Origin of the sequence: Mycoplasmopsis arginini (assembly GCF_900660725.1) — a bacterium.
GTDB classification, from domain to species: Bacteria; Bacillota_I; Bacilli_A; order Mycoplasmatales; family Metamycoplasmataceae; genus Metamycoplasma; species Metamycoplasma arginini.
In genome coordinates, this window is record NZ_LR215044.1 from 452,027 (window position 1) to 467,014 (window position 14,988).

Sequence of the window (14,988 nt, forward strand, 5' to 3'; positions counted from 1 at the left end):
TCACTTGTTTAAAATTTTATTTTAACTATTTTTCTTCAAAAATTTGGATTAATAAAATTGCTGTGACTTCTTGGTGAAGTTTAACATTAATATAATGTTTCCCAAAAGTATTATATGAATCCTTACTTAAGGCATGTGGTTTAACCTTAATATTATGTTTAGCTAATTCTTTTTCAATTGCTTTATTTGTAATTGATCCATGAACAACATTGCCATTTGATTTTAAGAAAAAATTCAATGTAACTTTTTCAATCTCTTCTTTTAATTCTTTTGCTTTTGCTACTTCTTTGGCATAATCATCAGCTAAATTTTGTTTTACTCTTTCTAAATTTGCTAAAGTTTGTTTATTAACTGGTTGTGCATAACCATTTTTAATTAAAAAGTTTTTTGCAAATCCATCATTAATTTCTACAATTTCATTAACTTTGTATTTATCATATTGTTTAATTATTATTACTTTCATTTTTCACACTCACTATTGCTTGAATAAGATTATCGACAAATAATTCAATATTTTCGTCGCTTTCGGCAGCGGCTGTACCAAAGTGACCACCACCATTTACTGCTTCTGCTATTAATTGAACATTAGTGTCAATTCCTCTGGCGGACATTTTACATTTTTTTGTTCCTGCTAATTTACCAACAACAAAGGCAGCCTTTCTTCCATTTACTCTTAAAATTTCATCAGCTGCAATTGATATGATGTCAGGAGAAACAGAAATGTTTTTATAGGCTAAAAAATAACCTGGTTTTACTTCTTTTAAGTTTTCTAATAATTCGAAAACTTGTTCAAAAACTTCTTCATCTAATTTTAATGTATTAACTGAAACGGAAATTTTTGCGCCCCACATTTCTAATAATGCGGCAGCTGAAAATGTTTTAGAACTTGTTTGTTTTTGAAAATTGTTAGTGTCTAAATAAATTCCGTTTAATAAATGTTGAGCAGTAACATCATCAATTTTGTCACCATTATTTGAAATCGCAATTATTTCTGTAACGATTTCTGAAGCAGAAGATGCTGAAGAGTCAATATAAGAATTTTCCCTAAAAGCATAAGTAGGATTTGCTTTAATTCTATGGTGATCCAGAATAATAATATTATCCTTCTCAATTTCTTTAAAAGCATATTGATTTTCAATTCTCGTCTCATCAGAAACATCACAAATAACAACTAATGTTTTTTTATCATTTAAACTTGTTGCCTCTTTTGAAGAAATAAATACTTGTTTTTCTAATGGAGTTAAACGATCATATACTCTTTGTGTTGTTTCATCAAAAGTCTTATTTTGAATATATGCTTCTTTGTCATAAGATCTTGCTAATCTATAAATACCTCAAGCCGAACCTAAAGCATCCAAGTCAGCATTTTTATGTCCATATATTATAACTTTATTAATGTTTCGAGATTTTAGTTTATTAATTAAGATATTTGCAATGTAACTAAGATTTGTACGCGACATATTTATATTAATTTCTGAGCTAGTTCCATAATATCTTGGTTTTTCATTTTTGGTTAAAACAGTTATTTGATCTCCACCACGAGTTTTAGATTGTAATAAAGCTTCTTTTGCTAATTTATCTAAGGTTTCAAATTTAAAAATACCATATGAAAAGCCTCCAGATAAAGTTAATGTTATTCCTTTATGAATATTTTTATTTTTTAACTGGTTAAATGCATCAAAATTAGTTTTTTCAAATTGTTCCAATGTTTCTTGGTTTGTTAAAACAAAGAAACGCCCATTTTCATATTGGCGATAAACAATATTATATTTTTTCGAAATTTCATCAAATAAAGATCCAAAATTTGAATATATTGCATAAAGGTCTTCTTGAGCTAAAGAAACTTGATATAAGTTCATGTTATCGATATGTAGTTCACCAAAAACTGCTCTTTGTTTTTTGTAGTCACTTAATAAACTACTTTGAATAGTAACATCTTTTATTGCTACAATATTTTTTTCAAAACTAACGTGAACCTCATACTCATAGTCATTTTTTCTGAAAATAAAATCATTATTAGTTTTAGTTCATTCATCAATTTCAAAAACGTCTTTAATATTTTTACCAATTATTGACTTTCCAAACTTATTAAGTACAAAATCTGTTGCTCAAATTATTTTTCCATTATTTAAAAATATTATCGTTCCAATTCCTTGATCGCTAACTTCATTTTGAATATACTGGTTTAAAGTCCGATTAGCTATTGCTGACTCTTTTAAATATTTTCGTCCAATGAAGAATATAAAAATTCCTAAACCTATTACCAAAAGTGAATATAAAACAATTATTGCAATTTTTCATTTTTCTGGAAGTCTAAATAAACCAACGAAAAAAATTACCGTTGGAATTATAAAAAGTACAAATATTTGAATTATTAAAAATAATAGTCTTTTTTTATCTTCCTTGTTTTTCATAGTTTAAATTATACAAAAATTGCGATATAAAAATTAGGATTGATTACTATTGCCCTAAAATTTATAAAAATTTTAAGGTAATTAATAATAAAAATAAATTTTAGGTGTTATTAAAAAACCTAAAATTTATAATATTCATTCAAATCTTCAATCCCTAAGTTTTTTTCTGAAGAAACAAGAAAAATATTGATTTCTTTTTTAAATGTTAAGGCTTGGGTCTTAACACGGTGTTTTTGCGATTGGTTAGCTTTATCAATTTTTGTAATTATTATGTCAAAAGAAATACTTAAAGAATTAATATAATCAATCATTTCTAAATCTATTGCAGTAAAACCAACTTTAGCATCAATAAGAAAACAAACTGTCTTACTTATCTTTGAATTTCTAAAATAATGATCAATAATTCCATTTACTTTTTGTTGATCTTTTTTAGACATACTTGCATAGCCATAACCTGGTAAATCTACAACTATTTGATGATTAGTGGTTTCAAAATAATTTATAAGTCTAGTGCGACCTGGTGTTGAAGAGGTTTTCGCTAATTTTGTTTTTGCTAAGGCATTAATTAAAGAAGATTTTCCAACATTTGAACGACCTCAAAAAACTATTTCATGATTTGAGACATCCAATCAATTTTCTTGCGAAGTCGAACTTTTAATAAATTTTCACATATTATTTTCTCACTTTTTCATAGGCTAATCTGGCAATCATAATTGCATTATCGGTTGTATATTCCATTTTCGGTAAGTAAACATTTTGATGTAATGAAAGTACCATGTTTCTAATTGCTTTATTAGCGCTAACACCACCCGCTAAGGTTATACATTTTGGTGCAAATTTTAAAATCGCTTTTTCAAAATTATTTTTTAAATATAAAATAATTGTATTTTGAAATTCTGTTGCTATTTTATTAATATTTATTTCTTCTTTTCGATTAATTAAATTATTGTAATGATTAATAACAGCAGTTTTGATTCCACTAAAAGAAAAATCTAATTCTTTATCGGTATGAGGAATGGAAAAATGACCTAAATACTTTTCATTATTTTCTTGTCATATTTTGTCGATGCAAGGACCTCCAGGAAAGCCTAAATTTAGTTTTCTTGCAACCTTATCATAAACCTCACCAACAGCATCATCTTGTGTTTCACCAATTATTTCAAAATTATCTTTATCGTTATAAAGCATAATTTGTGAATGCCCACCAGATACTAATAAACATAAAGCAGGAAACTCTAGCTCTTTTTCAATAAATGCTGAATAAAAATGGCCTTCTAAATGGTTTAGTCCTAAAATTGGCTTTGAATATATTCTTGCCATAGTTTGAGCTACAACGTAACCAATTTGAAGTGAACCAACAAGTCCTGGTTCCTTAGTATAAGCAATATAATCAATGTCTTGAAAAATATTTTTATCATTTATAACTACATTTTTAAATTCTTCTATTAATAAGGCACTATTTTTTACATGGAGTCTTGAAGCTATTTCAGGAATTGTTCCACCATATTTTTTATGAATTTCGGTCTGTGAAATTGTTTTCATTCAGATTGGTTTATTATCTTCTAAAACCGCAAAAGATGTATCATCATGCGAACTTTCGATAGCAAATATTTTCATTAAATACCTCCTATTTGTGGATCTGAAGCATAAATAAGTTCAATATCTAAAACATTTTCAACTTTCTTAAATTGAGATAAAAATTTATCAACATTCTTCATAAAATTAGAATAATCGAATTTATCAATTAGATTCACTTTGTCTGATAAATTAATTGTTATTTTATCATTTGTTTTACTTACTTCATAAGCATTATACTTATTTGCTTTAATATAAACTAAATCTTTTTTAGTTTGAGTAAAAAATAAATCATATGTAGATGCAATTTTAATTGAAATATCGTTATTAGCTACTATTTTTTGTAACTGTTTATTAGTAGATGCAAAAGTAAATCCTAATCTTGAACCAGTAAAACTTCCTGGGCCTATTGTTGTAAATATTTCGCTCATATATGTTAACTTAGTGTTATTTCTTTCTAAAAGTTTATCTATTTCTTCAAAAAATAAATCAGTCTTTTTAACTAGTTTTTCAATTAAAACATAATCTACAATTTTATTATTTTCAATTAAAGCTACAAAAAAATCTTCTAGTGATGTTTCAATAAAAAGGCCTTGTCTACAAGTATTTTCGATAATTTCAAAAACATGAAAAACTTCTCCATTTTTCTCTTGGAGAGTAACATTTATACTAAAGTAATTTCTAAAATTATGTGTAATGTTTTTTGCTCACTCAATTATTACTAATTTATTTTCAAAATACTCTTCATAAGCAAACAAGTCGCCTTTTAATTTGTAAGCATCAATGTGAACAATTTTATCGTAACAAATCATTGTATTGAATGTTGGCGATACAACAGTTTTCTTTTCATTCAATTTTTTTGCAATTGATGCAGTTAACGTTGTTTTACCTGCCCCTAATTCACCATTTAGCAAAATAGCTTCTAAATCTTTAAAAGATAATAAATAATAAACTAATTCATCTAAGCTTTCATATTCTTTAAAATAAAATATTTTTTTCATAAAAAAAGTCCTTATTATATAAAAAACAAAAAGAAGATTAATTGTTATTTGATTCTTCTTTTTATTTAATATTATTCTGTTGTGGTCATTTCTTCACTGGTTGAAGGATTACTTGAAGAATCAGAACCCTCATTTGAACCTTCTGAACCTGATCCATTAGATTCTGTAGATTCTGTTGAAGATGAACTGCTTGAAGGATTATCTAGTTGTTCCTTTTCTGCTTTTATTTCTTCTAAAATCCGATTTAATGCATCTTTAAATTTCTTAGTTTCTGTAGGGTTGAAAAAAGAAGACTTTTTGCTTATTAATTCTGTTTCTTTTTCTTGATATTTTTCAACAAGTTTTGCTTTTAAAGTTTTGTATTTATCGCCTTTAAGTTGCTCGTGTGCATATTGTTTTAAACTATTTAGCACAAGAAAAACTTGTCCTTGATTTTTAACATATTCTTCAATTTTTTCTTTATTATTTTTTAAAATTTCTTTTGCTTTTGCTACAAATTCATTTAAGGCTTTTTGATATTCATCTGCTTCAACGTTTTCTTTTTTAAGAACATTTTCAGCCTTTATTATTTCAGCTTTAAATTGTGTTTCAAAATCATCAGCAAACTCGACATTTGATAGTTGCTGTTTAGCAATTTGCACTTCTTTTTCCAATTCTATTTTGTAATTGGTACATGAAATAGCAACTAAAGGTAAAGCGAAAGTTGATGCAGTAACTAAACCTAGTAAAAATTTTTTTGACTTTTTCATAATTTCTTTCCTTAAAATTAAAAATTAATTATTTCTCAAATTGAAAAATATGCAAAACTATGAGCATATTTCTAAATCTTGGTGTGAAAATTCTGTTGGAACTTTTCTTCCAAATTGTTCGATATTAACAAATGCTTTTTGTTCAATATCATCATTTCTAATTATTTCACCAACTTCATCTTTATAAATTCCGCTCTTAATTTTAACCATAATACCTTCTTTAAAAGCAGTTTCAATATCGCCAGCTGCAAATTTTTCGGTTAAAATTCTTTCTTTTTCAATCATTTTCTCAAATGTACTTTCACTTATAGGGGTTGGTTTAGCTCCTTTACCAGAAGACCCGATTAATCCAGTAACATATTGAGTATTACGTACTAAATATCAAGACTCATCAGTCATAATCATATTTAAAAAAATGTAACCTTTATAAATGTTTACATATTTTACAATATACTCTTCGCCTCTACTTTTCTTTTGAAGTTCTTTATTTGATAGATGAGGCATTTTAAATATTCTTATATCTTTAAAAAAGTCCTCCATTTTTTTTGAACTTATCTTATTTTTTAATGCTTCAATAACATTATCTTCTTTACCAGAAACGGTAGATATCATATATCATTTATAATCTGAATGCATTTTTTCCTCCTACGATTTTATTCCTACTACATTTCATAAACCTGTAAACCCAAGTGATACTAAAAAACAAAATAAAGCCATAATTACTAAGAAAGCAATAGTAATTCCAAATCATTTTCAAGCTTTAGAATGTTTAGGTCAAACAACTCTTTTAATCTCTTTTCCTAAATTTCTAAAAGTGTAAAGTTTTGTTTCTTTTGCTTCTTCTTTTTTTCGATTTTTTAATAGTTGTTTTTCTTTTTTAATTCTTTCTTTTTCAAGCTTTTTTTCTTGATCTGACAATGTTTTCTTATCTTCCATTTTATTTTTCCTCTTTGTGAAGTGTTTGAACATTACAATGTTTACAAAACTTTTTAATTTCTAGTCTTTGTTCATTACTTTTATTAACCGAATAATTTTTATGTAAGCAGTTTTGACATGCTAACGAAACTTTCTTTTGTTTTTTCATAAGTGTAATTATATATTTTTTTTATTGATATTAGCAAATATTAATATTAATATTAATTTACTTTTTATCTTAATTAAATATAATTTATAATCATGTGATGAAAAATATTAACAGGATTCTTATTAATAACTTTAATTTTTTTAGGAGTTATTTTATGTTTATTTTTTAAAAATAAAATTAAAATAAAACTAATTAATAAAGCTCTTTTAAAGATTGAAATTTACTTAAAAAAATTAAATAAAATAAATGATCAATTTTATGAACTATCAAAGAAAAATTTACAATACAAAAAATTTGAAAAAGATTGCGCTCAAGATATTATGTCAATAGAATCTATTTATTCAAATTTATTAGTTGAATATAAAAAGTTAACTTTCATTTTTGAAACAAAAAATTTTAGAAAAACGGATTTTAATAATTGTTATATTAAAATAAGAAAATATTTAAAATCAATTAAAGCTAAGGTTAAAAGCAGTAGAAAATGGTCAATTATAGAAAGCAAAAAGGCTGTTGATGTATTAAATTTTATTAATAAGAAAAATAATGTTATTAACCAAATTGAAAAAATTATAAAAACAAATCAAAACAATGGCTTTATTGAACTTAATAAAGAAGAAATAAATAAAAGAAAACAAATGATTATTTTTCTTTTAAAAAAATTTGACTATTTAGATTTAAGTCTATTAAACAACTCAAAATTAGCTACTAAAAAAGAAGGATTTAATAAAGAACTCAATTTTTTTATCTTATATATAGAAAATGGTTTATCAATATTTAATTTTATTGAAAAAAATATTGAAATCCCTTTTAGTTTTTTGAATGATTTATATTATAAATATAGACAAATGTATTCGAATGTTTTTCAAGATATTTTTAAAAACAATTTTTTAGATCATATTAAAAATAAAATAGATTCTTTAAAGAAAAATCTTGATAAAAATAATATTTTAGAGTGAAAAGAAATTTACAAAACTAAACTTCTTTTTTTAGCAAAAGAAATTTATGAAAAATATCAACAAGTTAACAATGAATTAGAAAGTATTTTTAAACTTACTGAAAATCAGGAAAAAATATTGGAAATATTAAATAAAATTGATAATAATCATCGTGAATTATTAAAAATAAATAATGTTCAAGACCAATATATTAAATTAAGTAATATTTTTTACAATAATGAATATGTTTACTTTAATTTTATAAAAACTAAAGACCTTGATAAAATTACTAATGTTTCTTTTTATAATAAACTAAATGAGCTATATTACTTGCTTAACAAAGCGAAAGAAATTCTAAAAATTCAAAACTCATTATTAAAAAAGAAAGATAGTATTAATTCTAATAATTTTAAAAAAGAAATTAGCAATAAATATTTACAAGCTTTTTCATTTCATGATTTTAATTATGAAATAGATAAAGAGATAATTAAATATCAAAAGAAATATTTAAGTTTTGTTGAGGCTAATAACTTTGAAGATCAAGAATTTTTATTATTATTGATAAAAAATATAAAGACTAAAATTTTATTATTAAATTTAAAAATAAAGATTGCAAATTACTTAGTGAAAAATTTTAATTTTTTAACTAAAAATTTATATCATAAAGAAAATATTGAAATAATAAACTTTTTCTATCAAAAGAAATACGATGAAGTTATTCATAAAACAATTGAATTAATAACAAAAAATAAAAGGAAGTAAAAATGAACAATATAGAAGAGAAAGAGATTTTAATAAGATATGGAGAGTTAACGCTTAAGGGCGAAAACAAAAAAGATTTTATAAATCAATTAAGAAAAAATCTAGAATTGTACATTCCAAAAAATGAATTAAAAGTTGAGTACGACAGGGCTTTTTGTAAATTTTCTGAAAGTAATTTAAATTCATTAAGATACATTTTTGGAATTTCATCTTATTCAATTGTTTATAAAACTTCAAATGAATTAAAGGACATTGAACAATTAGTATTAAAAATTGCCAGAGAAAATACTTTTAAATCTTTTGCTATTAAGGCAAGAAGGCATAATAAGAATTATAAGTTGACATCTTCAGAATTAAATATGCATTTTGGTGGATTGATTTTAAATAATTTTGAAAATAAGACAGTCGATTTAACTAACGCTGATCTATTTATTTATATTGAAGTTAGAGATAAATATACTTATGTTTTTAGTAATTATATTGACGGACTAGGAGGGATGCCAGTATCTTCTTCTGAAAGAGTTTTACATTTAATTAGCGGTGGAATTGATTCACCAGTTGCTGCTAATTTATTACAGAAAAGAGGTTTAAAAGTTGATTTTCTAAATTTTATAACTCCACCACATACTGATGAAAAAACAACACAAAAAATAGATCAAATAATTCAAAATTTAACCAAATACCAAGGTTCAAGTACTTTATTTCAAATTAACTATACAAAACTTATGAACTATATTGGTTTGGTATCAAATCAAAAATACAAAATTACATTAATGCGTCGTAGTTTCTACCGAATTGCACAAAAAATAGCGGAAAAATATAATATTAAAGCTTTATCAAATGGTGAAAATTTAGCACAGGTTGCTTCACAAACATTAGAATCAATTTATACTATTTCAGAAGTTTGCAATTTACCAATTTTTCGTCCGCTATTAACCTTTGATAAAAATGAGACAATTAAAATAGCAGAAAAACTAGGAACTATGGAAATCTCAATACAAAAAGCTTGTGAAACATGTGAACTTTTTGCACCGCGCTTTCCAGTGACAAAACCAACAAGAGAAGAAGCTAGAAAACTAGAAAATGAATTAGATCAAATTGAAAAAATTGAAGATGAAATTATCAAGCAAGTAGAAATTAAAAAATTTATACTATAAAATATTAAACTTTGAGGTAATTAAAATGGGGAAAAAATTATCAGACAAATTAAAAGATTATCCTAAATTAAAAAAGTTTTATATTGCATATATAGTCCTTTTTACTTTTTTAATAGTTATCCCAATGTCTCTACTATTTGGTTGGGGATTATATTTTGGTCTTCATGCTACAACATCTTCATTTAAAACATTTACTAACTTTATAATTATGTGTGTTATTACACCATTTTTAACAATAATATTTATTATAGTTTTTATAGTAATGAGAATTATTGTAAAAAAATCATTTTTGAAGATTTATAGAGTAACTCAAAGTCAAAGAGTTTACAATACCGCTAAATTTTATTTAGGCGAAAAAATATTGCAAAGCGATATTGAAATGGCTAATGAATATTTTGAAGAAAACAATAAAAACATAAGACTTTAAAGCACTTTAATAGTGCTTTATTTTTTTATATTTAATAAAATATAATCAAAATATATATAATTAAATTTATGAACACAACCAATTATGAAGCAAAAGATTTAAAAGTTTTAAAAGGATTAGATGCTGTTATTAAAAGACCAGGGATGTATATCGGGTCAACGGATTCAAATGGTTTACACCATTTAATTTGAGAAATTGTTGATAATGCAATTGATGAAGCCCTAGCAGGTTTTGCAAATAATATTAAAGTTATTCTAAAAAAAGACGGTTCAGTAATCGTTGAAGATAATGGTCGAGGAGTTCCTATTAGCAAACACGAATCAGGTAAAACTGGTGTCGAATTGGTTTTTACTGAATTACATGCTGGTGGAAAATTTGGAGAAGGGGCTTACAAAACTAGTGGAGGGTTACACGGAGTTGGATCTTCCGTAGTTAATGCACTTAGTTCAAAGATGGAAGTTACTGTTTATCGTGATAAAAAAGAGTATTTTACTGCATTCCAACAAGAAAAGATTACTCAAAAAACTTCAATTATCGGCCCAACATTAAAACAAGGAACTAAAGTACAATTTTGACCAAACTATGATATTTTTAAGAAAGCAAAATTCTCATCTGATACTGTTAAAGAAAAACTTAGAGAAGCAAGTTTTTTAATTTCTAATTTGAAAATTAATTATATAAATGAAAATACTAATGAAAATATTGTATTTCAAACAAATGAGGGAATTAAAGAATATATTAACTTTGTTGGTGAAGGAAGAAAATTTATAAGTACTGTGTTTTTTGCATCAGGACTTGCAAAAAATGGGATTGAAATTGAAATATCATTAGCATATACAGAAAACTATAATGAAACAATTTATTCTTTTGTTAACAACGTTAAAACAAGAGACGGTGGTACTCATGAAACCGCTTTTAAATCAGCTTTAACTAAAACTATAAATGAGTGGTATTCAAAAAATAATAACTCAAAAACTAAAATTAATTTTGATGGTCTAGATGTCCGTGAAGGAATTATTGCCGTTGTTTCCTTAAAAGTTCCTGAAAATATTTTGGAATTTGTTGGTCAAACAAAAGATAAATTGGGAACTCCTGAAGCTAGAGAGTCAGTTGAAGACTTTTTTAGTGAAAAATTTACATTCTTCTTGAATGAAAATAAATCTGAAGCAGATAAAATATTAGAAAAAATTAAAAGAACCTACGAAGGAAGAATGGCTGCTCGAAATGCTCGAAATGAAGCAAGAAAAGTAAAAAATAAATTAGATAATAAAAAAATTCTTTCAAATAAATTAACTCCTGCACAAACTAAAAATGCATCAATTAAAGAATTATTTTTAGTCGAAGGTGATTCAGCTGGAGGTTCAGCTAAAATGGGGCGTGATCGTGTTACTCAAGCTATTTTACCTTTAAGAGGGGTAGTAATGAACACTGATAAAGCCAAATTGATTGACATCTTAGCAAATGAAGAGTTAGCAACAATTATTAATACAATTGGTGCAGGAATTGGTGAAGATTTTGATGTTAAGAATTCACAATACGGAAAAATTATCATTATGACTGACGCCGACGTCGATGGAGCTCATATCCAAATGCTTTTATTGACTTTTTTCTGAAGATATATGAAGAAATTAATTGAAGCAGGGATGGTTTACATAGCAATGCCTCCTTTATATAAAGTTACAATTAAGAATTCTAATAATAAAAATTTTTATGCCTGAGATGAAGAAGGGTTAAGAGAAATTACTTCACAATATAATAACTACGAAATTCAAAGATATAAAGGGTTAGGGGAAATGAATGCCGATCAATTATGAGAAACAACAATGAACCCTAAAACAAGATCTATTATTAAGGTAAATATTGATCATCAAGGCTTAACCGAAAGAAATATTACAACGTTTATGAGTGATGACTCTGAGGCAAGAAAGGCTTGAATTAATAATAATATTGATTTTTCAAGTATTGATGAATTTGAAATTAATAAAAAATAGTGAAGGAGGTGAATTATGGATAAGAAAAGAAAAAATGAATATGATGAAGTTATAGAAAATATCATCGAAAAAAACATGATTGAAATCATGAGTGATAGTTTTTCAAGGTTTTCTAAATATGTTATTCAACAAAGAGCAATTCCGGACGTGAGAGATGGATTAAAACCAGTTCAAAGAAGAATTCTTTTTTCAATGTGAAATTTGAAATTAAGAAATAAAGATCCTTTTAAAAAATCAGCACGTATTGTTGGGGATGTATTAGGTAAGTACCACCCACATGGTGATAGTTCTGTTTATGAAGCTATGGTTAGAATGGCGCAAGAATGAAAAAGTAATTATCCTCTTGTACAAATGCATGGTAATAAAGGTTCAATTGATGATGACCCTGCTGCTGCTATGCGTTACACCGAGTCAAGACTTGAAAAAATAACTGAACTAATGTTAAAAGACTTAGAGAGAAAAGTTGTTACAATGGTTCCTAACTTTGATGACTCTGAATATGAACCAGTTATTTTACCAACCTTATTTCCAAATTTACTTGTAAATGGTGCTTTAGGTATCGCTTCAGGATTTGCTACTCAAATTCCTCCTCACAACTTAGGCGAATTAATTGATGCCTTAATTGCGATGATTAAAAAACCAAACATTTCTGTTGATGAATTAATGAATTATGTCAAGGGACCCGATTTTCCAACTGGTGGAATTATTTATGGTACAAAAGGAATAATTGACGCCTTTAAAACTGGTCGAGGAAAGATAACACTTTCATCAAAATATAAATTTATTGAGGACAAAAAAGGAAATATTGTCGGGATTGAAATAACTGAAATTCCTTTTGGTGTAATTAAATCAAAAATGGTTTTTGAAATTGATTCAATTATTTCTTCCAAAACTATTTCAGGAATCAAAGAGATAAGAGATCAATCAGATCGAAACGGTTTATCCATTTATATTGAGCTAGAAGAAAATTCAAATCCAGAAGCTATTTTGACATATTTAATGAATAAAACAAAATTAAGAATTAACTATGACTACAATATGCTTGCAATATATAAAAACGCTCCTTGTTTACTTTCACTAGATAGGGCTTTATTTTCTTTCTTAGAGCATTCAAGATTAGTTAACACAAATGGTATTAAATTTGATTTACAAAGATATAAATTACGTCATGAAATTGTTGAAGGTTTTATTCGTGTTGCTGAAATTTCAGATGAAGTAGTCAAATTAATTAAAGAAAGTGATAACTCAAAAAAAGGTGTTATTCTTGCTTTAATGAAAAGATTTAATTTTAGCGAAATTCAAGCCACTGCTATTGCTGAATTAAGACTTTACAAACTTTCAAGAATGGATCAAATCGAATTTCAGGAAGAAAAAAGAAATCTGGAAACACAAATTCAATGATGTGAAAAATTATTAAATGACAGTTTTGAATTTGATAAGTTCTTAATTAGCCAATTAAGTGAAATTAAAAATGAATATGCAAAAGAAAGAAAAACCATTATAAGCGAAGAATTAATAAGTAAGGAAGTTGATCATAAATTATTAACTAAAAATGAAGATTTTTACTTCTTTGTTTCGGAAGAAGGATACATTAAGAAGATTAGCAATAAAACATTCAATTCTAACGATTTAAAAACCTACAAATTAAAAGAGAATGATACGATAAGATATTATGACAAAATAAATTCATTATCAAAACTTCTATTTTTTACAAATAAAGGCAATTTCTTTGTTATTGAAGCACATAATTTAAAAGATAATTCATGAAAAGAATTGGGAACTCACGTTTCTTCAATAGTTAATTTGGAAAGTCAAGAAAAAGTTATTCGGATAATGGAAATTACTTCTTATAATTCATATATTAATTTAATTTTAATTAGTAAATATGGTTATGGAAAAAAAGTAAAGATTAGTAACTTTGATTCAAAGATATTTAATAAGAAAAGAATGTGTATTAACTTCAAAAATGAAGATGATGAATTAATTGATGTAAAAATTGGAAATGATGAAAAAGACATTTTTATTCTTTTAAATAACGGTTCTTATTTCTTATTAAATGAAAATATTTTTACAACAGATTTAGCATTGAGAGCTCAAGGAATTAAGATATTACCTAAGTTACAAACTAAAGAAAAAACTTTTGTTTCAGCCTTTACAACATGTTCAAAATTAAATAATGTAACAATGCTTACTGAGGGTGGAATGTGTAAGCAATGAAAAATGGCTGATATTGAATATACTAATAGAACAAATCGTGGAACAAAATTATTCAGTTTTTTAAGAGATATAAGTTGCATTCCTAAATCGCTAGAAGTTAATACTAAAGAGTTAGAACTTTTAATAACAAATAAAGATAATGAAACTGAAAGATTGTACTTAGATAAATTACTAAAAGATAAATCTAAAAAAGACAAACTAATTAGATTAGAACAAAACTTCAATAATTCAGGTTATTTAATTCAACATATAAAAATTAATGAATTAATTGATGTTGATAATCAAGAGAAAGAAAAATTAAAAAAATTTTACTTAGAACAAAAAGAGTTAGAAAATAATCTTGAATTAACAACAGAAACTTCATTATTCAAAAGATATTATCATTCTGAATTACCAAATATTTCTGATGATGAAAATGATATCAGTTTAAAAATAGAAGATAATGACCAAATTCAACTTTTTGAAACTAATGATGATTTTGTGGAAATAAAAAATCAAGAAATTAATAAACCTAAATCGAAAACAAATTTAACGTTTGAAGAAAAGCTTAAGGCTTTTGATAATATTAATCTTGATTTGATTGAGGAAAAAGTTAAACAAATTAAGAAAAAATAGATATAATTTATAAATATCTTTTTAAACCTAATGATGATAAAAATAAATTACGAAAGGATTA

Annotated in this window: 14 protein-coding genes; 5 read left to right on the plus strand and 9 right to left on the minus strand. The window is 25.3% G+C overall.

Going from position 1 to position 14,988, the window contains the following annotated elements; all coding sequences use genetic code 4:
- Positions 1 to 25: 25 nt before the first annotated feature.
- From rplI to rpmG, 9 genes are all read right to left on the minus strand, one after another.
- Positions 26 to 463, minus strand: coding sequence for a 50S ribosomal protein L9 (rplI, locus tag EXC38_RS02110; RefSeq protein WP_004416895.1), 438 nt, complete (start codon positions 461 to 463; stop codon positions 26 to 28).
- A complete protein-coding gene (locus EXC38_RS02115) occupies positions 444 to 2,414 on the minus strand; it encodes a GGDEF domain-containing protein (protein ID WP_109247018.1) in 1,971 nt (656 codons plus the stop codon). The genes rplI and EXC38_RS02115 overlap by 20 nt, the downstream gene beginning before the upstream one ends.
- 119 nt (positions 2,415 to 2,533) lie before the next feature.
- Positions 2,534 to 3,085, minus strand: a complete 552-nt coding sequence (gene yihA, locus EXC38_RS02120) for a ribosome biogenesis GTP-binding protein YihA/YsxC (RefSeq protein WP_004416889.1) — start codon at positions 3,083 to 3,085, stop codon at positions 2,534 to 2,536.
- A 1-nt stretch (position 3,086) separates the two neighbouring features.
- Positions 3,087 to 4,031, minus strand: coding sequence for a tRNA (adenosine(37)-N6)-threonylcarbamoyltransferase complex transferase subunit TsaD (tsaD, locus tag EXC38_RS02125; protein WP_129694642.1), 945 nt, complete (start codon positions 4,029 to 4,031; stop codon positions 3,087 to 3,089).
- Positions 4,031 to 4,990, minus strand: a complete 960-nt coding sequence (gene tsaE, locus EXC38_RS02130) for a tRNA (adenosine(37)-N6)-threonylcarbamoyltransferase complex ATPase subunit type 1 TsaE (RefSeq protein ID WP_129694643.1) — start codon at positions 4,988 to 4,990, stop codon at positions 4,031 to 4,033. The genes tsaD and tsaE overlap by 1 nt, the downstream gene beginning before the upstream one ends.
- Positions 4,991 to 5,061: 71 nt before the next feature.
- On the minus strand, positions 5,062 to 5,739 hold the full coding sequence (locus EXC38_RS02135) for a variable surface lipoprotein (RefSeq protein ID WP_129694644.1): 678 nt from the start codon (positions 5,737 to 5,739) through the stop codon (positions 5,062 to 5,064).
- Between the two features lie 57 nt (positions 5,740 to 5,796).
- Positions 5,797 to 6,375, minus strand: a complete 579-nt coding sequence (gene nusG / locus EXC38_RS02140; protein ID WP_004416879.1) for a transcription termination/antitermination protein NusG — start codon at positions 6,373 to 6,375, stop codon at positions 5,797 to 5,799.
- A 9-nt stretch (positions 6,376 to 6,384) separates the two neighbouring features.
- Positions 6,385 to 6,675: a preprotein translocase subunit SecE gene (gene secE, locus EXC38_RS02145; RefSeq protein ID WP_051994788.1), complete on the minus strand. Its 291-nt coding sequence runs from the start codon at positions 6,673 to 6,675 to the stop codon at positions 6,385 to 6,387.
- Position 6,676: 1 nt separating this feature from the next.
- A complete protein-coding gene (gene rpmG / locus EXC38_RS02150; protein ID WP_004416875.1) occupies positions 6,677 to 6,823 on the minus strand; it encodes a 50S ribosomal protein L33 in 147 nt (48 codons plus the stop codon).
- 92 nt (positions 6,824 to 6,915) lie between these two features.
- Between rpmG and EXC38_RS02155 the strand changes: the two genes are divergently transcribed.
- The 5 genes from EXC38_RS02155 (at position 6,916) to EXC38_RS02175 (ending at position 14,927) form a co-directional block, all read left to right on the plus strand.
- Positions 6,916 to 8,520, plus strand: a complete 1,605-nt coding sequence (locus EXC38_RS02155; protein ID WP_129694645.1) for a hypothetical protein — start codon at positions 6,916 to 6,918, stop codon at positions 8,518 to 8,520.
- A 2-nt stretch (positions 8,521 to 8,522) separates the two neighbouring features.
- On the plus strand, positions 8,523 to 9,677 hold the full coding sequence (gene thiI / locus EXC38_RS02160) for a tRNA uracil 4-sulfurtransferase ThiI (protein ID WP_197723426.1): 1,155 nt from the start codon (positions 8,523 to 8,525) through the stop codon (positions 9,675 to 9,677).
- Positions 9,678 to 9,702: 25 nt separating this feature from the next.
- Positions 9,703 to 10,104, plus strand: coding sequence for a hypothetical protein (locus tag EXC38_RS02165; protein ID WP_129694646.1), 402 nt, complete (start codon positions 9,703 to 9,705; stop codon positions 10,102 to 10,104).
- A 68-nt stretch (positions 10,105 to 10,172) separates the two neighbouring features.
- The gene (locus tag EXC38_RS02170) at positions 10,173 to 12,095 is read left to right on the plus strand and encodes a DNA gyrase/topoisomerase IV subunit B (protein WP_129694647.1); all 1,923 of its coding nucleotides are present in this window, start codon (positions 10,173 to 10,175) and stop codon (positions 12,093 to 12,095) included.
- A gap of 15 nt (positions 12,096 to 12,110) precedes the next feature.
- Positions 12,111 to 14,927, plus strand: coding sequence for a DNA topoisomerase (ATP-hydrolyzing) (locus EXC38_RS02175; RefSeq protein WP_004416866.1), 2,817 nt, complete (start codon positions 12,111 to 12,113; stop codon positions 14,925 to 14,927).
- The last annotated feature ends 61 nt before the right edge of the window (positions 14,928 to 14,988 follow it).